The sequence below is a fragment of the Paenibacillus sp. PAMC 26794 genome, from assembly GCF_000316035.1.
GTDB lineage: Bacteria > Bacillota > Bacilli > Paenibacillales > Paenibacillaceae > Paenibacillus.
Genome location: NZ_ANHX01000040.1, coordinates 1 through 22,247, shown reverse-complemented (window position 1 = coordinate 22,247; position 22,247 = coordinate 1). Strand labels below are relative to the sequence as shown.

Annotated in this window: 31 protein-coding genes and 1 pseudogene; 30 read left to right on the top strand and 2 right to left on the bottom strand. The window is 39.4% G+C overall.

The window, feature by feature from the left end; translation table 11 throughout:
• Window positions 1–243: 243 nt before the first annotated feature.
• The 11 genes and pseudogenes from D829_RS31190 (at window position 244) to D829_RS33910 (ending at window position 7,620) form a co-directional block, all read left to right on the top strand.
• The gene (locus tag D829_RS31190; RefSeq protein ID WP_017689899.1) at window positions 244–1,110 is read left to right on the top strand and encodes a tyrosine-type recombinase/integrase; all 867 of its coding nucleotides are present in this window, start codon (window positions 244–246) and stop codon (window positions 1,108–1,110) included.
• A 170-nt stretch (window positions 1,111–1,280) separates the two neighbouring features.
• Window positions 1,281–1,778 carry a DUF2716 domain-containing protein gene (locus D829_RS0115865; RefSeq protein WP_017689898.1) on the top strand — a complete coding sequence of 166 codons (498 nt, stop codon included), beginning with the start codon at window positions 1,281–1,283 and terminating at the stop codon, window positions 1,776–1,778.
• A gap of 215 nt (window positions 1,779–1,993) precedes the next feature.
• Window positions 1,994–2,236, top strand: a complete 243-nt coding sequence (locus tag D829_RS0115860) for a hypothetical protein (RefSeq protein WP_017689897.1) — start codon at window positions 1,994–1,996, stop codon at window positions 2,234–2,236.
• Complete coding sequence (locus D829_RS0115855; protein ID WP_017689896.1) at window positions 2,237–2,614, top strand: retropepsin-like aspartic protease; 378 nt, start codon at window positions 2,237–2,239, stop codon at window positions 2,612–2,614.
• Window positions 2,615–2,815: 201 nt separating this feature from the next.
• Window positions 2,816–3,349, top strand: a complete 534-nt coding sequence (locus tag D829_RS0115850; protein WP_152417053.1) for a hypothetical protein — start codon at window positions 2,816–2,818, stop codon at window positions 3,347–3,349.
• A gap of 152 nt (window positions 3,350–3,501) precedes the next feature.
• Window positions 3,502–4,092, top strand: coding sequence for an AAA family ATPase (locus D829_RS0115845; protein ID WP_026081200.1), 591 nt, complete (start codon window positions 3,502–3,504; stop codon window positions 4,090–4,092).
• A 205-nt stretch (window positions 4,093–4,297) separates the two neighbouring features.
• The gene (locus D829_RS0115840) at window positions 4,298–4,897 is read left to right on the top strand and encodes a hypothetical protein (RefSeq protein WP_017689893.1); all 600 of its coding nucleotides are present in this window, start codon (window positions 4,298–4,300) and stop codon (window positions 4,895–4,897) included.
• A gap of 228 nt (window positions 4,898–5,125) precedes the next feature.
• Complete coding sequence (locus D829_RS0115835; protein ID WP_026081199.1) at window positions 5,126–5,632, top strand: diadenosine tetraphosphate hydrolase; 507 nt, start codon at window positions 5,126–5,128, stop codon at window positions 5,630–5,632.
• Between the two features lie 202 nt (window positions 5,633–5,834).
• Window positions 5,835–6,014 (top strand): annotated as a pseudogene (locus D829_RS34055) (IS1595 family transposase); the annotation flags it as partial.
• 27 nt (window positions 6,015–6,041) lie between these two features.
• Window positions 6,042–6,632, top strand: coding sequence for a GNAT family N-acetyltransferase (locus D829_RS0115830; protein ID WP_017689891.1), 591 nt, complete (start codon window positions 6,042–6,044; stop codon window positions 6,630–6,632).
• Between the two features lie 544 nt (window positions 6,633–7,176).
• A complete protein-coding gene (locus D829_RS33910; protein WP_017689890.1) occupies window positions 7,177–7,620 on the top strand; it encodes a DUF4357 domain-containing protein in 444 nt (147 codons plus the stop codon).
• 198 nt (window positions 7,621–7,818) lie between these two features.
• Here the strand turns inward: D829_RS33910 and D829_RS0115820 are convergent, their stop codons facing one another.
• A complete protein-coding gene (locus D829_RS0115820) occupies window positions 7,819–8,262 on the bottom strand; it encodes a hypothetical protein (RefSeq protein WP_152417052.1) in 444 nt (147 codons plus the stop codon).
• A 902-nt stretch (window positions 8,263–9,164) separates the two neighbouring features.
• On the opposite strand from D829_RS0115820, the gene D829_RS34050 reads away from it, so the two are divergent.
• The 9 genes from D829_RS34050 (at window position 9,165) to D829_RS0115775 (ending at window position 13,272) form a co-directional block, all read left to right on the top strand.
• Window positions 9,165–9,494 (top strand): DUF3024 domain-containing protein, encoded by a 330-nt coding sequence (locus D829_RS34050; RefSeq protein ID WP_017689888.1) that lies wholly within the window; start codon window positions 9,165–9,167, stop codon window positions 9,492–9,494.
• 1 nt (window position 9,495) lies between these two features.
• Window positions 9,496–9,864: a hypothetical protein gene (locus tag D829_RS0115810; RefSeq protein ID WP_026081197.1), complete on the top strand. Its 369-nt coding sequence runs from the start codon at window positions 9,496–9,498 to the stop codon at window positions 9,862–9,864.
• A 5-nt stretch (window positions 9,865–9,869) separates the two neighbouring features.
• Window positions 9,870–10,337, top strand: coding sequence for a UPF0158 family protein (locus D829_RS0115805; RefSeq protein WP_017689886.1), 468 nt, complete (start codon window positions 9,870–9,872; stop codon window positions 10,335–10,337).
• Between the two features lie 69 nt (window positions 10,338–10,406).
• Entirely contained in the window at window positions 10,407–10,934 is a 528-nt protein-coding gene (locus D829_RS0115800; protein WP_017689885.1) for a hypothetical protein, read from the top strand.
• A 34-nt stretch (window positions 10,935–10,968) separates the two neighbouring features.
• A complete protein-coding gene (locus D829_RS33730; RefSeq protein ID WP_017689884.1) occupies window positions 10,969–11,112 on the top strand; it encodes a hypothetical protein in 144 nt (47 codons plus the stop codon).
• A gap of 5 nt (window positions 11,113–11,117) precedes the next feature.
• Window positions 11,118–11,591: a hypothetical protein gene (locus tag D829_RS0115790; RefSeq protein ID WP_017689883.1), complete on the top strand. Its 474-nt coding sequence runs from the start codon at window positions 11,118–11,120 to the stop codon at window positions 11,589–11,591.
• A 53-nt stretch (window positions 11,592–11,644) separates the two neighbouring features.
• A complete protein-coding gene (locus tag D829_RS0115785; RefSeq protein ID WP_017689882.1) occupies window positions 11,645–12,211 on the top strand; it encodes a histidine phosphatase family protein in 567 nt (188 codons plus the stop codon).
• 79 nt (window positions 12,212–12,290) lie between these two features.
• Window positions 12,291–12,641 carry a hypothetical protein gene (locus D829_RS0115780; protein WP_017689881.1) on the top strand — a complete coding sequence of 117 codons (351 nt, stop codon included), beginning with the start codon at window positions 12,291–12,293 and terminating at the stop codon, window positions 12,639–12,641.
• A gap of 46 nt (window positions 12,642–12,687) precedes the next feature.
• Complete coding sequence (locus tag D829_RS0115775) at window positions 12,688–13,272, top strand: AAA family ATPase (protein WP_026081196.1); 585 nt, start codon at window positions 12,688–12,690, stop codon at window positions 13,270–13,272.
• Between the two features lie 58 nt (window positions 13,273–13,330).
• Here D829_RS0115775 and D829_RS0115770 read toward each other — a convergent pair whose 3' ends face one another.
• Entirely contained in the window at window positions 13,331–13,702 is a 372-nt protein-coding gene (locus D829_RS0115770) for a hypothetical protein (protein WP_017689879.1), read from the bottom strand.
• A gap of 329 nt (window positions 13,703–14,031) precedes the next feature.
• Here D829_RS0115770 and D829_RS0115765 point away from each other — a divergent pair, with 329 nt between their 5' ends.
• The 10 genes from D829_RS0115765 to D829_RS0115715 form a co-directional block, all read left to right on the top strand.
• On the top strand, window positions 14,032–15,072 hold the full coding sequence (locus D829_RS0115765; RefSeq protein WP_017689878.1) for an iron-siderophore ABC transporter substrate-binding protein: 1,041 nt from the start codon (window positions 14,032–14,034) through the stop codon (window positions 15,070–15,072).
• Window position 15,073: 1 nt separating this feature from the next.
• On the top strand, window positions 15,074–15,850 hold the full coding sequence (locus D829_RS0115760; protein WP_026081195.1) for an IucA/IucC family C-terminal-domain containing protein: 777 nt from the start codon (window positions 15,074–15,076) through the stop codon (window positions 15,848–15,850).
• 45 nt (window positions 15,851–15,895) lie between these two features.
• Window positions 15,896–17,617 (top strand): helix-turn-helix domain-containing protein, encoded by a 1,722-nt coding sequence (locus D829_RS0115755; protein ID WP_017689876.1) that lies wholly within the window; start codon window positions 15,896–15,898, stop codon window positions 17,615–17,617.
• Between the two features lie 421 nt (window positions 17,618–18,038).
• A complete protein-coding gene (locus D829_RS0115750) occupies window positions 18,039–19,142 on the top strand; it encodes a hypothetical protein (protein ID WP_017689875.1) in 1,104 nt (367 codons plus the stop codon).
• A gap of 99 nt (window positions 19,143–19,241) precedes the next feature.
• Window positions 19,242–19,670, top strand: coding sequence for a hypothetical protein (locus D829_RS0115745; RefSeq protein ID WP_152417051.1), 429 nt, complete (start codon window positions 19,242–19,244; stop codon window positions 19,668–19,670).
• Window positions 19,671–19,960: 290 nt separating this feature from the next.
• Entirely contained in the window at window positions 19,961–20,182 is a 222-nt protein-coding gene (locus D829_RS0115740) for a hypothetical protein (RefSeq protein ID WP_017689873.1), read from the top strand.
• Window positions 20,183–20,193: 11 nt separating this feature from the next.
• Window positions 20,194–20,604 carry a hypothetical protein gene (locus tag D829_RS0115735; protein ID WP_017689872.1) on the top strand — a complete coding sequence of 137 codons (411 nt, stop codon included), beginning with the start codon at window positions 20,194–20,196 and terminating at the stop codon, window positions 20,602–20,604.
• Between the two features lie 85 nt (window positions 20,605–20,689).
• Window positions 20,690–20,998 carry a hypothetical protein gene (locus D829_RS0115730; RefSeq protein ID WP_017689871.1) on the top strand — a complete coding sequence of 103 codons (309 nt, stop codon included), beginning with the start codon at window positions 20,690–20,692 and terminating at the stop codon, window positions 20,996–20,998.
• A gap of 117 nt (window positions 20,999–21,115) precedes the next feature.
• Window positions 21,116–21,412, top strand: coding sequence for a hypothetical protein (locus tag D829_RS33440; RefSeq protein WP_152417050.1), 297 nt, complete (start codon window positions 21,116–21,118; stop codon window positions 21,410–21,412).
• 488 nt (window positions 21,413–21,900) lie between these two features.
• Window positions 21,901–22,247, top strand: a 347-nt coding sequence (locus D829_RS0115715; RefSeq protein WP_017689868.1) for a hypothetical protein, incomplete at its 3' end; no start/stop codon positions are given.

Below are 22,247 nucleotides of genomic sequence, written 5' to 3'. Positions count from 1 at the left end.
ACGGGATGAGAATGGTCTTCCTTTTTTTGTTTTTTCAAATTCTATAGAATCACATGTCCAATTCAAATTCCCTATAACAACGAACATATTCAGCGCATTCGACAGATAACGAGTAGACGGTGGGAATCCGAAGCGAAACGGTGGATCATCCCTAATACGATTGTAACGATCCAGAAATTTACGAACCTTTTTGATGCAGTACATGTGCAGATTAGCCCGGAGTTGTGAGTGGAGAGTGACGTATTGAGGAATTGGAAGATAAGTGGAGAACATCCCAAATGGAAAAGAGATCAATTACAGCAAGCGCTAAAATTAAGAGGATACAGTCGCAAAACCATTAAAGCATACTGTAGTCAAATTGAACGATTTCTGGCTAGTCTTCCTCAAGTAGATACAGACATCAGCACATCCAATGTCCAGACATATTGTTTGAGTTTGCTTGAGCGAGGCGTTTCCCATTCCAGTGTGAATCAGACGATTAGTGCGATCCGATTCTATTGCAGACATGTGCTTCATCACCCGACAGAGATCCAGTATATTTGTCCAAAGAAGCAAACCAAACTGCCCAACGTCATGTCTGAAAAAGAAGTTGCTCAATTGCTTAAATCCATAACTAATCTCAAGCATAAGACGATTCTGTATCTCACCTATTCGGCTGGGCTGCGTGTAGGCGAAGTCGTTCGTCTACGCTATAGTGATCTGGATACTGAGCGTCAGACACTGATCGTAAGGCAGGGCAAAGGTCAGAAGGATCGGAGAACTCTTCTTTCCAGTCTTGCTTGGGAAATTGTGCAGAATTATATTGCTGCGTATAGACCCAACCGTTGGTTGTTCCCAGGACAATCTTCGGATCGGCATCTTACCGAGCGTAGCGTGCAGAAGGTTTTTGAAGAAGCCAGACAACGTGGAGGCATTGTAAAAAAAGTTAGTATTCATGCCTTAAGACACTCTTTCGCTACGCATTTACTGGAAAACGGAACAGACTTGCGCTACATTCAGGAGCTGCTTGGTCACACGAGTGCAAAAACAACACAGCGTTATACGCATGTCAGCACGAAAAATATTCAGCGTATTCAGAGCCCACTGGATCGTATGGATATGGGAGATTGAACATCCCAATAATTCTCCCTTTTTCACCAGTTTTTTCTTCGCAAATATTACCGCATAGGTTATCATATACGTAGTTCGGATATTAGACAAGATCTGTGGTATTTACGAAGTGCATAAATTAGATGTTATATGCAATAGGCCGGAAAACAATAATATATGAGGGTGATTCTATGAAAAACTGGATGAAGATCGATTCTTCTCTTAACTATCAATTATGGGAGAGAGTATGTAAAAACTTTAATTTCAAACCCAGTATTTATAAGGAAGAATGGCCAAGTTTTACTCCGCCTAGTCCCTTTATTGTTTATAATATTGCTCATCTATATGGACCAAATTTCGAGAAGTTATATAGTGATTTAGAGACATGTATAACAAAGGCTATGATTAAGTGCTCTGATGAAGATGAATATTTGTATGTACTCGATTGGCAACATGAATCATATTTGTTTAACCCACGGCTTGATAGCCCCAGGAATGAGCTGAATGAATGGCCTATCCCTTTATATCCCAATGGGGACTACTACTTTTTTATTAAGAAGGATTTTTCATGGGGGTATTTAGGTCACCCATGGGAGAAATCAATTTGTATTTTTGGAGAAGAACTATTAAAAGCTATAGAAACAAATAAGCCAAAACTATTTAATCAGGAATTAAGAAGAAGTATTTGAAGGAGTATTCGAAGAAGCGGCCTACTACATATAACATAATATTCACGCTGTGGCTCCTTATGGAGCCTTGGTCTGCGAGGTGGATTTCGAAGAGGCATTTCAGCAGACAACCCCTTCGGGGTTCATGAATACAGGAACGTTAAGTGAAATTCCAGTGAGAACTATAGGCTTGAGAAATGGTATGATATAACCATCAAAATAGAGGAGGGACAATGATGAAATGGCGAGAAGTTCAACAGATTTTTCCGAATCAATTCGTAAAATTCGAAGTTCTTCATTCTGAAGAAACAGACAATCAAGAGATCATTGATGATGTGGCCGTGATTGGCCCGATCAGTGATGAAGAGGCAACTCGCGAATTATTGAACAGCAGAGACAAGACTCTGGTTTACCATACTTCCAAAGATCAAATCGTTGTTAAGGTACGGAAAAATATAGGATTAAGGAGAAGTCTTTAAATGAATATTGAATATAGAGATGGGCTGTTATTCACGGAAATAACAGTCCATTTTAATAAGCAGAAGAAAGTGATATCGAACATCGTGATCGATACAGGAGCTAGTCATAGCTTGCTTTCACAAGATGAAGTGGATGAGATTGGGATACTAGTGAGTATGGACGATGAAATCATAACCAGCTACGGAATCGGAGGTAAAGAGCATGCCTTCAGTAAGCGAATCGACGGTATACAGGTAGGGGATTTCATTTTAAAGGATGTATACATAGACTTTACTTCATTTAAATATCACAACATTAACGGACTTTTGGGACTCGATGTACTGACAGAAGGAGAATTTGATATTGATTTAAAGAGACTTAAATTACTTCGTTCATAATAGATAAAAGACATTAGAGATTGAGTGGTGATTCGAGGAAGACTGGAACATCACTTAACAGCATATTCAAGCAGCGACTCCTTTCGGAGTCTTGGTCTGCTAGATGGATTTCGAGGAGGTATTTCAGCAGTCAACCCCTTCGGGGTTCGTGAATATAGTAACGTTATAAGAAATTCCGAGGCGAAATTGAAAGGAAGGTAAATGATGCTTGATGGAGATCAGATAAATGAATTTGAGACTGCAAAAAATTATCAAGAAGCCTTTCTGTCGACGAAAAGAGAGTGGGACAAAGGGAAGCGTGATTTGAGTATATGCTTGAATTTAGGTTTTTTATCCTGGTATTTGAGTGTCGAATCTGGAAATACGTTTGTTACTCAGGGTCTTAATGAAAACGATTATGAAATGATTGAATTGACATTAAACGAAGTTACAGAGGAAGGGATACATAATTTCTCGACAGAAACGCAATTTTTATTGATTTTCGGTTATATGATAACGTTGTTTCCTCATCATTTTGGAGACTATGAGCATTGGGAAAGCATAGGGAAAAACATGCTTTCAAAAGCATACGAGTTGGAACCAAGTGATCCAATAATTGAAATGGTTTTTCTTGCGGATAGTATGAGAAGTGAAGGTTATAAAAATGCTTGTTTAAGAGCAAAAGAACATATTAAAGATAGATTTAAGAATAAGGGATTAATGGATAAATATTTTCAAGACGTATTTGATAGGTAATTCAGAGGAACATCACTTAACATAATATTGACGCTGCGGACATTCGTCCTTGGCCCGACATTCGCCAGACACCCGACATACGTCGGGTCGTGAATACAGGAACGTTAGGTTAAATTATTGCAATGATAATAAAAACAAAAGGGGCGAAACAATTGATCATTTGGATTAATGGGGCATTTGGATCAGGAAAGACAACAATAGCTTACGAATTGAATAGAAGAATTCCAAATTCGTTTGTTTATGATCCCGAGAATGTAGGATTCTTCATTAGAAAGAATGTTCCTAAACGAATATTGAAAGGCGATTTTCAAGATCATGCGATATGGAGAGAGATTAACTTTTCAATTCTTCACACAATAAGCAATGAATTCCCCGGAATTATTATTATACCTATGACGATTGTTAATCCTCAATACTTTAATGAAATTATTACTAAATTAAAATCAAATGGAGTTGTAGTCAATCATTTTACTTTAATTGCAAACCGTGAAACTTTATTAAAGCGATTGAAAAGCAGAGGTGATAATAAGAACTCTTGGCCTGCAAAGCAAATTGATAGGTGCATTTCTATTTTATCTCAGGATATGTTTAAAATACATATTCATACGGATAGCTTGACACCAGAAGAAATAATTAGTCGAATTGCAAGAGAGTGTAATGTCGAGATAGAGCCAGACAATAGGGGAACCATAAAAAAGAAAATAGACCGCTTAATTACTAAAATAAAACATATAAGAATCTAAAGAATATTTCGATGCATAATCAAGGATGGCAATAACTTTAGTTAACACAGTGTTCACGCGGCGGCTACGCCTTGGTCACTTTGATGCTTTTGGCTGAGTAGTAGATTCAGTGACAACTTGCTACGCAAGTTCGTAAACACATGAACGTTATCTGACATAAAACTATTACATTTCAGGAGCAAATAATGAATATCACATTCTCGAAATGGGTGCAATATTATCGAAATGGGTGCAATATTATCGAAGAAATAATCAAAACCTCAAATATATTCATTGGGATGACAACTATAAATTAACAACTAATGAAAGAGAAATAATCATTAAGTTAATTCAACAGTTTCAATTAGGAGAAAACTCTGAAGGTAAACATCTAATTAAACGTGCGCAAGAATATGTACATCAGACACAAGATCAGGATTACTATGAAGCGCTTATAGAATTCATTAAAGAAGAACAGAGGCACGCTAGAGATCTAGGCAGATTTATGAAGGTACAGGGAATCCCACTCCTTCGTAGACATTGGGTGGACAATGTATTTAGAAGATGTAATCAGATTTTAAGTGATGAGGAGAAACATGTTCAGTTTCAATCCGAAACACTTCATAAATTTGCTCAAAATAGAAACGTTCTCTTTAACAGAATAGTTTATATCCTTCGTAGAATCCTTTTTGAAGGAACGCTAATTGTAGTGTGGTATCAACATAAGCCTGTATTTAAAGCTGGGGGATATAAACTCAAAAGTTATTACTATGAATGCCGTAATGAGTTTAACTTAGCAAAGAAGATTATAGCTAATTCACAGTAGAGGTTTACGTCAGATAACATTATGGCCAAGCTTTGGGTCCTGACGCTCCCTCGGTCAGCCCGGAGGGAATTGGCAGGGAAGTGGAATCAGGCCGACACATCCGCACCGACTAACCGCATCGCGGTCGCCCCTAACGTGGCTTAAGTCGGTGGGGCGTCGTGGATACAGTAACGTTAGATGAAATTACGATGCAAGTTCTTATCAAAATCAAAAACTATGAGGTGCATAATGCCAAGACTAATTACATTGGCTGATGGAAGATCAGTAGAAGTTGAATGTGTAAGCTGCGCATTGACAAGTGGTTTGATTTCTTCAACAGGTGGAGTGATTTTTGAATCAAGCAACTTTCATGTCCATCAAGATATTGCTTACCCAATTAAAGGGTTAGTTATATTAGCTTCAAAGAGGCATTTTTACTGCATGGATGAATTAACAGAGGAAGAGCGATTAGAATTTATTTCGTTAATCCATAAGCTCAGAAGTGAACAAAGAAAACGATTGGGAATTGATAAGGTCTATTATTTTTATAATGAAGATACAACACATCACTTTCATTTATGGATGGTTCCTAGATATGAATGGATGTACCAATTTGGAAATTCAGTAGAATCATTAAGACCGGCGTTATTACATGCAAGGAATAATATGAATGACGATGAGAATATGAAGAGTGTAGAAGAAGGGGTTAGCATGCTAAGAGAGGGCATGAGGGATTTTGTGAGTAGCTCAAGATAACCTCATCTAACAACGTTTTCACACATCTGGCTGACGCCCTCGGTCTGACAGAGGAGTAATCGGGAAAGCAATTTCAGCAGACAACCGTGCGAGGCTAAGTCCGTCGGACCCAATCGATTTGGCTCCTTTAAGCCTCTCGGGTTCGTGAACACAAGAACGTTAGGCGAAAGTAATGCAAACTAAATATTAAAGGTGATTCTCATATGCTCAATGTATGATTTCGGGTTAGAGCATAAGAAAAAGTGCCGCCACAGTAGGTGTATGCGATAAAACTTCATTTTATATGCGTCATAAACTTTTAGATTGTATTCGTGTCTAAATAGGCAGAGGTAATGTTGAAGGAATTGTAGAATTAGATTCAGATGAATGCTTTTTGCCGGAGATTATTTATACTTGAGGAGATGAAAAAATGGATATTGAGATTAAAAAATTATCACCTGAATTATTAGATGACTATTTACATTTTTTCGATACGATACCTCACTTTACTAATAAAGAGGAGGATAGATGTTACTGTGTGTGTTGGTGCAATGTTGCCTATGAAGGTCAAGACTTTTCTACTGCGGATAAAAGAAGGAATATAGCAATTACCTATGTCAACGAGAATAATATTCAAGGATATCTTGCTTATTATAATAACAAGGTTGTTGGATGGTGCAATGCTAACACAAAAGCAGATTGCCTTGAATGCCAATGTGGAAAAATGTATATGAGTACAGCTAATAAGAAGGAATCTTCTCCAGATATAAAAGTTAAAGCTGTGTTCTGTTTGGCAATTGCTCCTGAAATGAGAAGGAATGGCATTGCAAAATTACTCTTGAAAAGCGTTTGCGATGATGCGGTACAAGAGGGTTTTGATTTTGTAGAAGCGTATCCTAATAGAGAATTTATAAATACAGAATATGATTATATGGGACCTGCCAAAGTATATGAAAAATTAGGATTCTCTGCGTATTATGAAATTGGACCTAAACTGGTTATGCGAAAAAAATTAAAATAACATTGCAAAATGAATATAAAACCAATAACGAATGATATAGTGGTCGAAATAGATGAAGGGAATAAAGGTAAGAAGTTAGGATGCGGAATCAGGCGATCAACTCCTGCGAGGCTAAGTCTTCGACCCGGCGCTGACGCGCCTTTAGCTTCTCGGGTTCGTGACTACATTTACGTTATAAGAAATCAAATTAAAGGAGAAACAAAAGTGGGAAAGAAACTAACTATATTTCTTGTAGATGGCTCAGAAACAGGGCCCAGAACAATTGAAATCGGTAATTGGTCAGGAAAGGCTGTATATTCACAACGCTCTTCTCTGCCCCAAATTATAGAGCGCTCTGAGTTTAATAGACCTGGACTTTATTGAAATTGTAGCTTTTATAAGCAAAGACGAAATGCTTACTAAGTCTCATATAAAGTATTAAGAATCTCGAATTATCTCTTTATCTAAAGATGCGAAAACAGCCGAAATTGATAATTCGAATCAGCCGGAACTAACGACTCTCCCTGAAGCTGATATTTCGGACATGGAGTACTTTTTAGAACAGATGAAGTTGATTTTTCCAGTAGTTAATTTTATGTTCTTGGTTCCCTCTATTCTCAAACAATCAAATGAGACTGTGGTTGCGCCGCTACCAGTTAATAGCGACATTGTATATACGCTGAAAAGCAAAAAAGCTTCTGCTAAATTAATTGAAACTGAAAAAGGATATGTAGTTCTGTCTGGATCTCAAAGCTGTAAACAAACATCAAGTTCAATCTCTGAAGGATGGATCAAGCAGCGAAATAAGTTGATAGAAACCGGAGTTTTAATCGATAGCGGAGAATTCTATATATTTAATGAGAATGCGATTTTTTCAAGTATTAGTGCAGCGACTGCTGTAGTACTGGGGCGTCAAGCAGCAGGCCCTGTGGAGTGGATAGATATTATTGGAAGGACATTTAAGCAGAATCAGGAAAAGAAATTCGAAAGTGAGAGCAATGAAGATTAATTCGACATCACCTAACATAATATTTAAGCAGCGGCTCCTTCGGAGCCTTGGTCTGCGGGAAGATTTTCGGGGTGTTCTAGGTCTTGTATTCGCAGGTATGCATGATATGAAGCGTAACGTACAAGAAAAAAAGAATCGGCGAACCGATTCTTAAAGTAAGTCTCATTATTACAATTTAACCGAGTAGCCAGTCTTACCTCAATCTCGTACTTCATGATAGATACCAGTCCACGGATCAAAAACGTATGAATTTACTTTTGAATTTTTTTCCACAGAAAACATATAACCTTTTTTTATTTCATTAGATTCATTTTTTATTAACGTATTCTTCTGCTTATTAACCACATAAGGCTCTTCTAAATTCTGAGTAACCTTATCTACCGCACTTTCATACGTGTATTGAGGAAGTGTTGCAATTACATAAATTGGAATGAATATCAAAGAGAGTGTTTGTGAAAAAAGTGCTATTTCTTTACGTCTTTTGCTTAGTTTAACTTTTAAGAAATAACTCAACACCATGAAAAAAACTAACAATCCAATAAAAGCAATCACATCCAAAACATTATTGTAACGATATTGTAAAAAAATTAAAAAAGACACTTCTATCAGACAAGCAAAAATTATTAGTTTTCTATACATCATATCTCCTTTGAATAAGTAGTTGAAGCTAACATCAATTGGCGTCAACTTATCTTAACTATATATTATTGAGTGGACTGTTTCTATATAGCCTTAGTTAAGAAGCCAAGTATTATATGCTCCAATTATGCAAAAATCAGTATCACTTCTTCCATCTCCTTCAACTCTAATCGGTATCCATTCTTGACGATGGATTGTAATATGAAGTGCGACACCTATTGGAAATAAATAAAAAAGGGCCATGGCCGGATTCGTGTAGAATGAAGTCACCACAACACCATTCACACAAGGAGAATCCACCATGAGCTACACACATCTTAGCATAATCAAACGTAGCAAGAAATCCTCCACCAGCAGGGCAAAAACTCACGAGCGATCGCAAAGGAGCTGGGCTCTAACACGTATTCACGCATTTGAAAGTCTAAAAAGAATGCACTTGCAAAGAAGTCGTTGACATCGTATAACATAATTCTCAATCAGTTACCTCGGGGGATGCACCGCGATCATTGACGCGGCGCTTTCCCCGAGAGCTGCTGCGCCTATGGGACGCAGCAGCGTAACACAAGCTGCATGGCCGAATGCATCATGCAGCAGGGGGAAGCGCCACGGCTATGGGGTCGTGGCGCTTTGTGGCGTGCATCACACAGCGTAGCAACGGTGGATGCACCAAGTGCTGCCATCACGGAAGTTTGCTCGAGATGGCAGCATGAGCACCGCACGGATGCACGAGGTGCATCCCCATGAGGCGCTGCCCCATTGGGCGCAGCACCTCACCCTGACGCGGCTTACCATTGTACAAGTCGCGTCCCGGTTTACCTTTACAACACTAAAAGCATCATTTAAATCGGAGAAAACATCGTGATATAATCAAAGCAAAATGGATCAAGGAAGGATAGTTAGAAAACATGGATGATTTTACGAAGAAACGCATTCAAAAGATTATGGACCATTACACTGGAAATGCAGTACCTGAGCATGTGAAAAGTCAGATGAAGATTAGTTATAAAATCAGAGGTAACCATGTGACGTTGATTGAAGAAAGACAAGCCTTTCAAAGTGAACGATGGGTACAGATGCCGGTAGCACAGTTCAGATTGGATGAGAAGGTATGGAAAGTGTATTGGCAGGACAGTAAAGGCAAATGGCATTTCATCGATGATATTGAACCGAATGAAGATTTTGAAACACAGCTCAAGATCGTGGACGAAGGTCATAATGGAATGTTCTGGGGTTAATTTGAAGAAAAATAATACACCAAGACATAAAAGACTTAACCGTGAAGGCAGACTTCGTGCAGTAAAATCATGGTTACGTACGTATAACGGAAAAAACATTGTCAGAGGTTACAGTAAACATTTTGCCATCGATCTATTGGGTGCCGTAAGAGAGTTGGAGATGATCGGAATAAGCATAGAGGATAACTACAAAAAGGAGCTGAGAGCAGACTTGCAAAATAAAATAAAAAGGAAGGAGATGATAAAACAGAAGAAAGTCTTAGATGAGCAAAATATAACTCCCTTTTACTCGGAGTATATGGAAGAGCTTGAGGATGATGAAGACATCGAATTACTTTTTAGTCAGATAGATGAATCTTTGAAGGGATGAGTAAAATGAAAGTGAATTTACAAGAGATCATTGACCATATTGAAATGCAGTTTGAAGGGACCGGTGCGTATATCAATCTGAAAACGGGTGAAGTGGTTTCCATATCCGAAGATGATCTGAGAGATGCAGAGGACATTGACGAGCAAGAAATAAGCGAATTACCGGATTGGCGGCAAGTGGATATGGAAATTGCAATCGAATTCATTGAACATGAGGACGATTATGCAGCCCTTCCAACTGAAATGGATTACAATGCATACGGCATGATGGAGAGATTCATTGCTACATTAATCGATGACAAGCAATCCGCGATATTAGACGATGCTATTCGGGGTAAAGGGGCTTTTAGGAGATTCAAAGATAAAGCGGCAGATCTGGGACTGTTGGAAGCATGGTATCGATATCAAGGTCAGTGTTACAGAGAGATCGCAATTGAGTGGTGTGAAATAAATGGAATAACGTATAAAGAATAGTGAAATGTGTGAACATGATTCAGCCAATAGGATATTTTAAAATTTTATATGCAGAGAGGTGTATCTGCCATGGCAATTTATCTGTTTAAAATAACAAACAAACATAGAAAATCCATCTGGAGAAAGATAGAGATCCAGGAGACTCAAACATTAGGTGACTTCGATCAAAAGATTAGAGAGTCATTCGGCTACGACGATGATCATTTGAGTGCGTTTTACAGAGGAAAGGCTTGGTCAGCACAGGGGTATGGAGAGATCGAACCAGGTGGACAAGGTAGGGGAGCAAACAAGAAGATCCAAGATTTGAAATTTCAATCAGGAGACAAGCTGGAATATATATATGATATGGGCGAAAGTTATATAAGTCTTGTTGAACTGATGGATATCGGGGCAGAGCAAGCTGGGGTTGCTTATCCCAGAGTCGTTGAAAAGAATAAGCAAAGAAATAAGTACTGTGAACAATGCAAGTTGAAGGGTAAAAAACAAGTGGCTGTATACAATGTTTATTATTTTGAAGCGGAGTCATTAGAACAATTATGTGAGCCATGTATGGAATATATAGAGGAAGACATTGATGCTACAGAGATCGTTTACTAATGTATAATCAGCTAAATGAACAGGGGAGTCGTGCATGATTATTTTCAAAGCAACACAACTGACATTAATAGATATGAACGTCAAACAGGAGACCATTGAAGACAGCAATCCCCTCTTTAGTTGGCATGTTAACTTCTTCACGATGTATGGCAGAAAAGATGTAAGATGTAAGGAGTAAGGATTATGGATAAAAAAGAAAAGAAGTTCATCATTGCAATGATTGTACTTGCTGTAGTTGTATTAGGAGCTATATGGTACCTAAAAGTAGGCTATTTATTAAGGAAACCAGAGATGCCCGATGCAAATATTGCAATTCAGACCCAAATGGTCGATCGTGGTGCGATTAGTTTACGAAATGCTGATTACACGGAAAATCAAATCAAGGTTGGATATGAAGTGAAAGGGTTCAGTTTGGAGGAATATAATATTGCTTGTGAGCTTTATCATGACGGACATTTAATTTCAACTTCTGGCTCAACAGGTGGAGGTTTGATAGAACTGGACGAAAAGCATTATTACTTCATTGGTTATGAGAATATAACTGAAATGAATCTGCCTGAATCTATACATCTAAACGTGGAGATTAAAGTGATACCCAATGATTTTAGACAAAAATCGATAACTTCATCATTTGACGTTAGTCTTGTAAAGAAGTGAAATAGATTAAAGAAGGCAGTAAATTTCGATAGAAGAAATTCAAGGAGGGTCCTATGAAGACCATCGTTTATATGGTAAGGCATGCGGAGTCACCGTATACGGAAGGAACGGAAAGAACGAGGGGACTTACTCTGGAGGGCAAGATGAATGCAGAACGAATAACTGAAATATTAACGAATGAAGGAATACATTCCATTGTCTCAAGTCCTTATGCCAGGGCTATTCTGACCTTAGAGGGTGTGGCAGCAGCGTTAGAATTAGATATTCAGATCATGGAGGATCTTCGGGAAAGGCATTTTTCAGATGATATGATTGCGGATGAAGAGTTTGAGCCTGCTTCGAAGAAAATGTTTGATGACCCTGATTATGCATTGCCAGGAGGCGAATCGAACACGGTTTGCCAGAATAGAGCAGTGGGCGTGTTGAAACAGATTTTAAAAGAATACAAGGGTGAAAAAGTGGCGATCGGCACACACGGACATGTAATGACGTTGATGATGAACTACTTTGATTCGAGTTACGGATTGGATTTTATGAATCAAACCAAGAAACCGGACATTTATCGATTACAATTTGACGAGATGGAATTAGAGAACGTGACAAGGCTATGGAGCGAATAGGGTGAAAGTGAATAAGCGAGAACGCTTGTTCATAATTTTGGTTACAGGTAAAGTATAGAATTTTAGAGGGGTGACTCCAATGACGTTACAAAACTTATTTCATGAAAAACCAACGAAACTATGGAACGAGAGAATGGTTAAACACGGAGATGAGCTTTTCACAGAAGAGAGATTACTCATGTCTGATCAAGCCCTGGATACATATTTGCACCAATTAATAGCATTACAAGAAACGAAAGATTCCAAGCGCATGATGAAGGCTGTAGAGGAAGTTGTGCTTAGGTTTAATGAAATGAATGAGGCCAATGGTTACTTTATTGAAACGATGGAACGTGAAGAATTGGCTGATTTTATAGACAAGGCGGCTAGGCTGGCTGGATTAGACATTCAGGAGGATGAAGATATTACGGAAGAATGGAGAGAGTGGTAATTCGGCTGAACAGCGTTTTCCAATTTTAATGATAAGGGTGATCAATATGGAACGAGGACTCATTATATTTTTGAACGGAACGTCAAGTTCGGGGAAGACAAGCATTGCGATGGAAATGAAAAATCAGGGAGACATTCCGTTTCATCATCTATCTGTAGATCAATTTCTGCATAATTATGATCAGTTTATCGACAATACATATCCAGATATGAAACCAACAAGAGAAGTGGAACACCATGTGATGACCGATATCCTGTTCGACCCCATCAATTCGCTGTACTGTGCAACCATTAAGCTGTTTTCGGAGCTGGGTTTGAATGTCATCGTGGATACGGTTATCAGCAATGACAAGTGGTTTAACGATTTTTATAATTTGCTTTCGGATTATCCGATATTGTTTGTAGGCGTGCATTCCTCGAAAGAAGAACTTACCAGAAGAGAGCAGAGCAGGGGAGATCGCGAGATTGGACTTGCCCATTCCCAGTTGGACTACATCTACTCCTATGATGAATATGATCTGGAAGTGAATACGGAAGAGCTTAGCTCAGCTGCATGTGCGGAAAAAATATTAAGTTATATGAAGTCCGATCAGGAATACTCGGCATTTAAGAAGTTAAGCAGAAGAGACTAAGAGACTAAGAGACTGCAGCTGATTGCGTCAGATAATATGATATCTATTTCAATGAAAGTTAGGGATTCGGCCAAATCTTTTTCTTAGAGTTGCCAGGACCTAATAAGTAGATTTCATCAACACTCCCATAAGGATTAGAAAATGAAATTGTGAAGTCTTTACTACCACCGATAGGAAGTTTACTGCCTTTAATCTGAATGAAAAGTGAATTGTTATCATGTGATAGGTAGTAGCCGTGATATCTGCTAATACTGTCTGCAAATCCACCTTCTATAGTAATAAGCTCAGGAGAAACTTCAGTTCTCGTAACCATTGTCTCGTCAGGATCGACAACCTTGTTCAACATATAAAATCCAATGATAATAGGAACAACGACAATAATAACTGCGCTAATAATAATGCTATACTTCATGTTTGGTCGCATACTCATGATTCACCTCATAATTAGATGATATGAATCGATGTCTCAATATTCATTGGGCATCGATTTATTGTATTTAATCAGAACAGAATTCTACGTTTAGAAATATTAGGCTCACTTAAATAATATACTAATTTATTTTTTTTGTAGAGATAGGGGGAGACTGCAAGCATATATCACTGAAACATTAAAGGGTGGATAAGCGGCTTACGATGTCGCATTAGTCCGACTCAAATGTCGCAAAAGTACATGGTAACGCGATGCGGAGATCGTTTATACTCTCTTTATGTTTCGATAATGAAAATCATTATCAGTATTATACATAAGGGGGATTCATCATGAATCAAGGAACAAAGGGGCAGGCTGCTGGAAGCAAGGCATATGCTGCTCACAAATCACGATTATTCATGGGCTTGATGTTGGCCCTTATTCTTGTCCTGACGGCTTGCGGTGCTGGAACAGGTACAGATAGCGGTAAACAATCTGCGGCAACGCCAGCGGAGACACCTGCGAATGCAGAAACACAGACAGACGGAGCTTTTCCTGTAACGATCACACACATGAAGGGTGAGCTGACGCTAAACGAAAAACCACAGAGAATTGCAGTGCTTGATGTTAAGTTTCTGGATCAGATGTTAGCGGTTGGTGAGAAGCCGGCAGGTAGTGTTATCGCTGGAGGTAACACCGATTTTCCAGAGTACTTAGGAGATCAGCCGAGTGACGTACAGGTACTGGGTACACGGGACGAGCCTAATCTGGAAGCGATTGTAGCGTTGGATCCGGATCTGATTATCATGACGGACTTCCAGGAGAAACAGTATGAGAGTGTAAGCAAAATTGCACCTACCCTGGTACTTGATTTTTACGAAGACTGGCGTGATACGTTAGCCACAGTTGCTAAGATTACAGACAAGCAGGACGAAGCGGAGAAAGTGCGCACTGCCTATGAGGAGAAAGTTGCTGGACTGAAGACGAAGCTTTCAGAGAAAATGGGAGATGAAACGGTAGCGCTTATTCGTCCGAGAAAAGAAGGCATTCGTGTTCATGGGATCGAGCATCGTACAGGCGGCATTCTGTATCAGGATTTGGGCTTGAACATGCCTGAACTCGTTAAGGAGATCAAGGATGATACCTCTGTTGAAATCTCGATGGAGAAGGTTCCTGACATTGGGGCAGATCGTTATTTTGTGCTGTCGGATGAGCTGTTTGCGGCAGAGGCAGAAGCTATGGTGAGTAATCCCGTGTGGAAGTCCCTTGATGCTGTGAAAAATAACCGCACGTATGACGTAAACTCAACACTGTGGATTGCATACTACGGACCTCTTGCGATTAATCTGATTGTAGATCAGGCATCGGAAGCCCTGCTCGGATCGAATTAATATGAACCAGTATCTCTCGACAGACATATGGAAAGAGACCGTGGAGGATCATTCGATTTTGCTTGGTGAGCCGCCTGAACATAGTGTCCGTACCATTGCTCTAAGTGAGTTGCATGACGAAGCGGCATGCCGAGAGTATATCGGTTGGTTTCAGGAGTATATCGATGCGCCTGACATGAAGGTTGCCGCTTCGATGTTAGCCAAGCGAATTGGCTATCTGTGGACGGCTCCGCTGGTGACCGCGATGACTTTTCATCATCAGCATGTCTCGTTTCAGCTGGAGAACAGCTTTCTCTATCATCCGGCGCTCTCAGATCATGAGGGCGGCACACGATTTCCTTTTCTAGCGGTGAATGGACTGCAGGCTGAAGGACTTAAGGGAGACAGGGCAGTATGGCGGGAAAAGGTGGCCCAGGAGATGTTTGCGGTACAGCTTACACCCCTGTTAAAGACACTTGCTGCGATTGCGCCTCTTTCGATGAGTATTCTCTGGGAGAATGTCATGGTACGCATAGGCCGACTATTCGCTCCTGATGAAGCCGAGAATGAGCAGGAAAGTAAGATCATTCGGGAGGACTTTTCATATCTGACGCAGGTGGCATCCGGGGAAGTGTTTGGTGAGAGGAAGAATCCGTTAACCCGCTTCACCGATTGTAAGGACAATGTGCATGTTGCCAAAAGCGAGCGAATTACCTGCTGTTTCTATTATCAGATGTCAGGGGAATATTGCCGGAAATGTCCGAAAATTGACAATGAGAAAGAATCTCAACTAAAATGACAACAGCAACAACTTTACCTTTGCGATTGTCAGGAGATGAGAGAAATGCCGCTGCAAGAACAGACGAGTCTATGGAGTGATACAACGATCAAGATGCTTGACGGGTATAGCGGTACTTTGCAGACAGGCAGCGTTTTACACGAAACGGATTTAACTTCAAATGTGCTGCTGCTGGCATATGGAGGGGAAGGGGAGCTTGCAATGGATGGCGAGGGTTGCCACATTGGAGCTTCTTTTGCCTGTCATGTGGTGAAGGGGTCATCCTTTACGCTTACGGCCAGATCAGACGAACTTTATTATATCGTGATCATGTACGAGGCTTCTTCCATGGAAGGAGCCTCCCATGCCATGCCCTCCTATCGCAAACATCCGCTGCAAAATTCGTTTATTCAGAACCCTGTGACTCAGGCAGAATGGATCCAGAACGCGGAAAAAATTGTTGCCAAATGGCGTCGTGGCGAAGGACTGGAACGGTTTCATGCCCATGCGTTGCTCCAGGGGATGATCTATGAACTGATCATGGAGTATGAACGTGGTCAAGGGGGAGCAGAGTCTGACATGGTGGATGTAGTCGTGTCATATATATCATCGCATTATCGCCAGAATCTGGAGCTTAAGGAGCTGGCAGCTCTCGCTGGATGTAGCGTAAGACAGTTGCAGCGACGATTCAAACAAGAGAAGCAGCTCGGACCGATGGAGTACGTCATCCAGCTACGTATGGAAAATGCATCGCGGATGCTGCATCATACGGATGCGTCCATTGGGGAAATTGCTGACAAGATGGGCTACCGCGACATGTATTATTTCAGTAGGGCCTTTAAGAAATATTATGGGGTTCCTCCGCTGCGTTATCGGCTTGATGCCGCTAAGGAAACAGATGCAAACTATGCTCAATCCTTGCTGCGGAATCGGATGGCTTCTTCGTACGAGTCGGCCCAAGGTCCGGTGATATGCCATATGCGAGGTGAATATCCTGTCACCCGTTCTCCACAGCGTATCGCTGTACTTGATGTGCAATATGCAGATCATTTGCTTGCGCTTGGATTGTCTCCAGCAGGAAGTGTGGGACTAGGAAGTGGAACGTTCCATTTCCCGCAATATATCAGGGCAGGACTTCAGGGTACCGAATTACTCGGAACGTATGAGTACCCTGATCTGCTTGCTGTGGAACGACTGTTGCCGGATCTGATTATTTGCACCGAGGTGCATGATCAGTACTATGAACGGCTCAGCCGGATCGCTCCAGTTCTTATGTTTAAACGCAATGAGAGCTGGCAGACCATTCTTAGCCTGTTCGGTGAATTAACTGGTAAACGAGCAGAGGCAAAACGTATACTTGCGGATTATCACCGACGAACCACATTGCTTTCTGAAGAACTTGCTCCAGTACTGGCAGGTAAGAGCGTGGCACTGATTCGTCCGCTAGATTCTCTCGTTCGCGTACATTCTGCCTCGCATCGTACAGGTGCTGTGCTGTACCGTGATCTGGGTCTGCCCGTTCCGTTATTTGTAGCAGATACCACCGACACGGCCTATCATATCTCCGTTGACAGACTACCGGCTGTGCAGGCGAGCCACTACTTCCTGCTTAGCAATGAGATCATGCAGAAGGGTATATCGGCAACAGAGCAACGTGTCTGGGGGATGCTCGATACGGATGAGAGACAGCAAATACACTCCGTAGATGCCGCGACATGGATCGGTTGTTATGGACCAACAGGCATCAATGGCATTGTGGATCAGATTGAACAGGCATTGTTGGCTTGAGAGGGAGTTATGATTGAGACTCCCCCTATTTACCATATATTCAGAATTCATTGAATTAGTGGAGAGCTTCTTCAAACAGAGACGTATCATAATTGAGACCAAAGTCTACATCAATGTGTGATTAGCGGTCCTTTATTCGTTTTTTGTTGTACCGCAAAGGTATACCTTTGCGGTGAAACTACATTTAGTTGACTTTGTATAGTATCCACTTTGTATAATCAGATTTTTTTGTTAATTTCAAAATATCACTGTAACTTTTGGTGTTTTGCTGCGTTTTTATAGATATTCACCAAGAATGGGAAAATAAGTTTTTTGTGGCGAGTCACTCGTGCATTTTTATGAAAGAGGGGGTGGGTTTGCAATTGATACTCTATGAGTATCCAGCTACACGCCAATTATAATAAGATACGGAGGAATTCAATTGAAAAAAATTGCGAGATTAACACTTTCAGCAGTTTTAGCGTTTACCCTTCTTGTACCTAGCGCGTTTGCAGCGGATTCTACAACGGCGAGTAAAGACATTTTAAATATTGCAAACCAAAAAATTGAAGAACGTATACAGCTAGGACATACGGAATTTGAAGGAGTTACCGCCGGTAAAATTATTGGAATGAAAGATGAGAATGAAGAAATCACTAAATCTCTTGTAGTTTTACAAAGAGAAAGCGGCATAGCGGGATATTTTATTATTGATAATAACTCTGGACTTCTCATTGAATTTGCTACGGGAGGTGTCTATCCAGGTCAAGGCGAGGATGAAAACAATCTTTATTACTTTGGCCCACTTTTTTACGCAAACAAAGTTGATAGCAATACATTCGAAGAATTAAGTACAGATCAGACCTTTGAAGCTGATTCATTGCAAGAGATAAAAGTTAACAGGTTGAAAGCAGCAGATATATTGGATCTAGCTCCTTCAAGTGAAAGCCAATCATTAAATAATGATGTTAGTATTAATACAATTATTAATTATGAATATGGTTTTGTTAATGGAGTGCCTGATTATCAACAAAATGATAATACTAGTATGGGTAACGACTGTGTTCCAACGGCTGGTGCCAATGTAATTATGTACTGGCGGAATCAAGGTTATACCAACTTATCATCTAGTGGTTTATGGAAAAATGTTGCGGATCGTTTAGGAGTATTAATGAGCCACAGTGATACCTACGGAGTATATTCTAGTAAAATTGCTCCAGGGATGAACTCATACACTTCTGAGAAGGGTTACTCGAACTTCACTACAACATGGGATTCATCACCAACTTTTAATAAAATGAAATCCGAAGTTAATGCTAAAACTCCTCCATTCTTACGTCTAGTGAACTATGGATATACTCCTGAAGGTTCAGATGGAGGTCATCTAGTAAATTTAGTTGGTTATGAAACATACACAGATACCAGTGACTGGTCGAACCCTCAATATGCAATTGTACATGACAATTGGGCAAGCACTGGGGTTAACGTTTATCTTTTATTAGGGCAGTATGGTTCGGTTACTGATATGTGGAAAATCAAAGAATAAAGAAGTTGTGCTAAGTTAAACGCTGGTTACCCCAGCGTTTTTTTTTAAACATATGGAACAATTCAAATGTAAAATTCGTTTAATGATTAAGGGGGGAATATGATGAAAAAATATTCACTTTACACCTTAAGTTGTGCTTTATTGTTGACTTTGATTCTTAGCGGTTGTCAGATTTCTAGTCAGTCCAATCAGGCGGGAGTAAGCAAGGAACCAAAGGAATTAGAAACCTTCTATCCTGGCGACATTACACAGGTTGATTCTATTGAAATAATGAGTGGCAGTGATGGCACAAAAAAAACAACTACAGATCAAGCACTTATTCAGGAATGGATTGGAAAAGTACGCCACATAAAAATCGTACTTGATCAAGAACAAGAAGATACAACAGGGGTTCTGTTTCATGTCACTATGTTTGAGCAGGGGAAAGAAATGTTATATATGACGCCTACTGATATAAATCACCAGCGGATGCAGCCACAATCAGAGTTAGCAGACCAAATGACTGAGCTTTACAATGCTATAAAATAAGTTGATAATCGCTGGTTGTGAACTAGGAAAAGCTAACATTTAAGCATAATGAAAAGCAACGCTCGTTTAAAAAGACGGGGCGTTGTTTTCTTTACTCATCTAAGGTTGAGAACTTTCAATTTGTTTTTTACTTCTAGGCTCCTTTGAATGCTTCTGTGGCCTAAGCAGTTTATGAGTTGCTCCTAGAAAAGGTGAGACTCGCCTGTCGCCGAGCCGTTGACTATTTTGACTAACCTATATGTTAAAATGATAGTAAGTTGAACAAATACGAATAACAGGAGGTATAACACATGAAATGGCAAGAGGTTAGAGAACTGTTCCCTGACCAATTTGTTCTGGTTTCTATCATTCAATATCATGAGGAAGATAACAAAAAAATTGTAGATGAAGTTGCACCAATTCGCACCGTATCAGAACAAGATGCAAATAAAGAGTTTTTTCGAGTAGAGCCTGGTAACGTTGTATATCATACGTCGAATCAAGACTTTGTGATTCATCTCCGTAAAGATTAGAAGGAGAGACTATGAACGAAAAAGCTAAAGGGAAATTAAAAAAGCAATTCCTACTCATCGTTTTATTTGTTTTTATAATTGGAATTCAATTAGCTACCAGATACTTTGTATATCATCCTCCTGCATGGACAACTGCATTATCAACATGTAGCTTTATTATATTTTGTATACTGGGCCTTGTAACTTATCTTGATCTCAAGAAACAAGAGCAATTCATAACGATCGGACAAATTGTAGATGTGAAGAAGAATAAAAATATCATAATAGTTAAAGGGTTGGGACGAGGTAATAGCAAAGTTTTAATCAAAGATAGTCCTATTCTGAATATGATGCAGTCAAATGACCTGATTGAAATCACGAGATTAAAATATACAAAAATGATAACGAGAAAAGTGTGTAAGGACCAAGAGATACAACTATGAGCAAGTGGTGGAAGAGTTGTAGTACTTTACATAAAAATAGAGGATGAATTTTGAGATACGTCTAAGGTAGAAGGAGAGAATGTAAATGAACAACATAAACTCTCATAATTGCAACCTAAATATAAGGTATGACCTGCCTGATGAGGTGTGGGCTAAAGTTTCTAAAGTATATGAGCGCATGCCAGGGTGGATTGGTTATAAAAGCGGAATTCCATATTGGTTTGGAACTGAAGAGGATGATGTTTTCATTGAAGCATCCGTTGAGCCTAATGGGGTATCATTTTATGCACAGATGAATAGCGATGTATGGATATCTTGGATAGAAACATTTAAGTTGGAAGCGACAAAAGTGTTGGGTTTTGATGTTGGTGAACCTGAAGATGGATATGTGTGATGAAAGAAGGAAGATAAAAAGAAAAAGTGATAAATTCTATTAGCATTGATGAACGGAATGGGACCACATTTAATGAAGAGATCATTATGAACCCTACATGGGCAGACAGTTTACGTTTTGAGAAAACTCGATGGAGATAAATTTACATTAGTTTTTTTTGAGGTATCAGACACGGGTTCAGCATTAGTTGGAGGCGGACCGGAATATTTTGTAGTGTCTATTACAATGGATGAACATATATTTACGCTTATGAACGATAAGCGGGGAAATAGTGAAATTTCTCTAGTGATTGGTGGTCAGTTGGGAAATTATTGCGATAACATTTGTATAGAATTAATACCCATGCTTGAAGTGCTAAAGTATTTTTATGAAACTGGTAAACTACACGAATCACATCAATGGAAGCAAGAATAATAATTACTGGTCAGTTAGGGTTCTCGGGCTCGTAAACACCAAATGTTATGTGCAATTGTATTAAAAGAGTTGGAGTAGGAGAGCTCAGTGGTGAAGAGGAAATTCAAAAGTCATTTTTTTTATATTGTTCTACTGTCAGTTCCATTTGTAGTATTAGAGATTTTACTTTTATTAAAATATCCTAACACCGGATTAGGCAGGATTATAAGCTTGCCCATGACCTTTTTGGTGAATGGTATGATTATTCTGATCTTAGCTAGTTTAGTTTATTTTTTGCTTAAATACACCGGATTTAAAGTTGTTGGGCGAGTTATTCTAGGATTAACGATATGTTTAACTCTTATCGTAACAGTATGGTTGTATCCGCAGGATTCATCCAAACATATTACAAAAATTATAGTAGAAGATATTAAGAGTTTATGGAGTAAATAAGGAATTTAATTGTGAAACAGATAAAATCAATTTACTAAGATATTGGATGTGACTGTATGAATCATGAACTATTCAATAAAATCAATGGATATTTAGAAGGGGTAAGTAATTTAATTACTCACTTCGGAGGATGTTATGGGCACGAATATCAGTTTATAAAAATTGATTCACCAATAGAACGAGCAATAGAACTTCATAATACTAATAGTAATTTAAAAGATCACAAAGATATTAAATATGTAGGACTAAGCGAATTAGATGATTGGAAGGATGAGATATTTAATATTACCGCAAGATGGTTTTTCTCTTTATTTCGCTTACAAAATTTTGGCGTAAGTGTTGAATATCCGGACACTGATGGAGAAACGCCTGCAGAACTAGATAAAGAGTCAAATAACGTGAG

What these genes read in the sequence shown, in the direction of transcription:
- D829_RS0115805 (WP_017689886.1), top strand. Translation starts at nt 9,870, where the DNA reads ATGAAAGTGAATTTACAAGAGATCATTGACCATATTGAAATGCAGTTT.
- D829_RS0115740 (WP_017689873.1), top strand. Translation starts at nt 19,961, where the DNA reads ATGAAATGGCAAGAGGTTAGAGAACTGTTCCCTGACCAATTTGTTCTG.
- D829_RS0115755 (WP_017689876.1), top strand. Translation starts at nt 15,896, where the DNA reads ATGCCGCTGCAAGAACAGACGAGTCTATGGAGTGATACAACGATCAAG.
- D829_RS0115765 (WP_017689878.1), top strand. Translation starts at nt 14,032, where the DNA reads ATGAATCAAGGAACAAAGGGGCAGGCTGCTGGAAGCAAGGCATATGCT.
- D829_RS0115855 (WP_017689896.1), top strand. Translation starts at nt 2,237, where the DNA reads ATGAATATTGAATATAGAGATGGGCTGTTATTCACGGAAATAACAGTC.
- D829_RS34050 (WP_017689888.1), top strand. Translation starts at nt 9,165, where the DNA reads ATGGATGATTTTACGAAGAAACGCATTCAAAAGATTATGGACCATTAC.
- D829_RS0115865 (WP_017689898.1), top strand. Translation starts at nt 1,281, where the DNA reads ATGAAAAACTGGATGAAGATCGATTCTTCTCTTAACTATCAATTATGG.
- D829_RS0115800 (WP_017689885.1), top strand. Translation starts at nt 10,407, where the DNA reads ATGGCAATTTATCTGTTTAAAATAACAAACAAACATAGAAAATCCATC.
- D829_RS0115840 (WP_017689893.1), top strand. Translation starts at nt 4,298, where the DNA reads ATGGGTGCAATATTATCGAAATGGGTGCAATATTATCGAAGAAATAAT.
- D829_RS0115770 (WP_017689879.1), bottom strand. Translation starts at nt 13,702, where the DNA reads ATGAGTATGCGACCAAACATGAAGTATAGCATTATTATTAGCGCAGTT.
- D829_RS0115785 (WP_017689882.1), top strand. Translation starts at nt 11,645, where the DNA reads ATGAAGACCATCGTTTATATGGTAAGGCATGCGGAGTCACCGTATACG.
- D829_RS33730 (WP_017689884.1), top strand. Translation starts at nt 10,969, where the DNA reads ATGATTATTTTCAAAGCAACACAACTGACATTAATAGATATGAACGTC.
- D829_RS0115730 (WP_017689871.1), top strand. Translation starts at nt 20,690, where the DNA reads ATGAACAACATAAACTCTCATAATTGCAACCTAAATATAAGGTATGAC.
- D829_RS0115760 (WP_026081195.1), top strand. Translation starts at nt 15,074, where the DNA reads ATGAACCAGTATCTCTCGACAGACATATGGAAAGAGACCGTGGAGGAT.
- D829_RS33910 (WP_017689890.1), top strand. Translation starts at nt 7,177, where the DNA reads ATGAAGTTGATTTTTCCAGTAGTTAATTTTATGTTCTTGGTTCCCTCT.
- D829_RS0115835 (WP_026081199.1), top strand. Translation starts at nt 5,126, where the DNA reads ATGCCAAGACTAATTACATTGGCTGATGGAAGATCAGTAGAAGTTGAA.
- D829_RS0115775 (WP_026081196.1), top strand. Translation starts at nt 12,688, where the DNA reads ATGGAACGAGGACTCATTATATTTTTGAACGGAACGTCAAGTTCGGGG.
- D829_RS0115780 (WP_017689881.1), top strand. Translation starts at nt 12,291, where the DNA reads ATGACGTTACAAAACTTATTTCATGAAAAACCAACGAAACTATGGAAC.
- D829_RS0115860 (WP_017689897.1), top strand. Translation starts at nt 1,994, where the DNA reads ATGAAATGGCGAGAAGTTCAACAGATTTTTCCGAATCAATTCGTAAAA.
- D829_RS0115790 (WP_017689883.1), top strand. Translation starts at nt 11,118, where the DNA reads ATGGATAAAAAAGAAAAGAAGTTCATCATTGCAATGATTGTACTTGCT.
- D829_RS0115745 (WP_152417051.1), top strand. Translation starts at nt 19,242, where the DNA reads ATGATGAAAAAATATTCACTTTACACCTTAAGTTGTGCTTTATTGTTG.
- D829_RS0115850 (WP_152417053.1), top strand. Translation starts at nt 2,816, where the DNA reads ATGATGCTTGATGGAGATCAGATAAATGAATTTGAGACTGCAAAAAAT.
- D829_RS0115820 (WP_152417052.1), bottom strand. Translation starts at nt 8,262, where the DNA reads ATGATGTATAGAAAACTAATAATTTTTGCTTGTCTGATAGAAGTGTCT.
- D829_RS0115830 (WP_017689891.1), top strand. Translation starts at nt 6,042, where the DNA reads ATGGATATTGAGATTAAAAAATTATCACCTGAATTATTAGATGACTAT.
- D829_RS0115735 (WP_017689872.1), top strand. Translation starts at nt 20,194, where the DNA reads ATGAACGAAAAAGCTAAAGGGAAATTAAAAAAGCAATTCCTACTCATC.